This is a genomic window from Gilvimarinus sp. 1_MG-2023, assembly GCF_030548285.1.
The window spans coordinates 1-277 of record NZ_JAUOSC010000923.1 but is presented as its reverse complement, the minus strand read 5'-3'; the positions used below and the strand labels follow the sequence as shown (position 1 = coordinate 277).

Below are 277 nucleotides of genomic sequence, written 5' to 3'. Positions count from 1 at the left end.
CTGTATTCCCGCGCATAATGGTTTGCCGAGTCTGTGCTGGCAGTGGGCTGGGCAACAAAGGTCCCGAGGGGGAGATCGAGATTCTGTTTTTGCAGGATTGCGGCCAGCTGGTCCAGACTGAGCTGGTAACGGCGCAAGGTGTCGGTGCGAATACTGACGCGTAGCTGGCGTTCGCTGAAACCCTCCAGAGTGACCAGTGGAATCGCCGCGTCTTGCTGCATTCGGCTTTGAATCTGTTTGGCCAGATCCTTGAGTTGAGTGGTGGGCAAGTCGGCGC

Annotated in this window: 1 protein-coding gene; it reads right to left on the bottom strand. The window is 57.8% G+C overall.

Annotated features, from left to right (window positions below; all coding sequences use genetic code 11):
• The coding region (locus Q4563_RS19565) for a hypothetical protein (RefSeq protein WP_303605704.1) at positions 1–277 on the bottom strand (277 nt) is incomplete at both ends.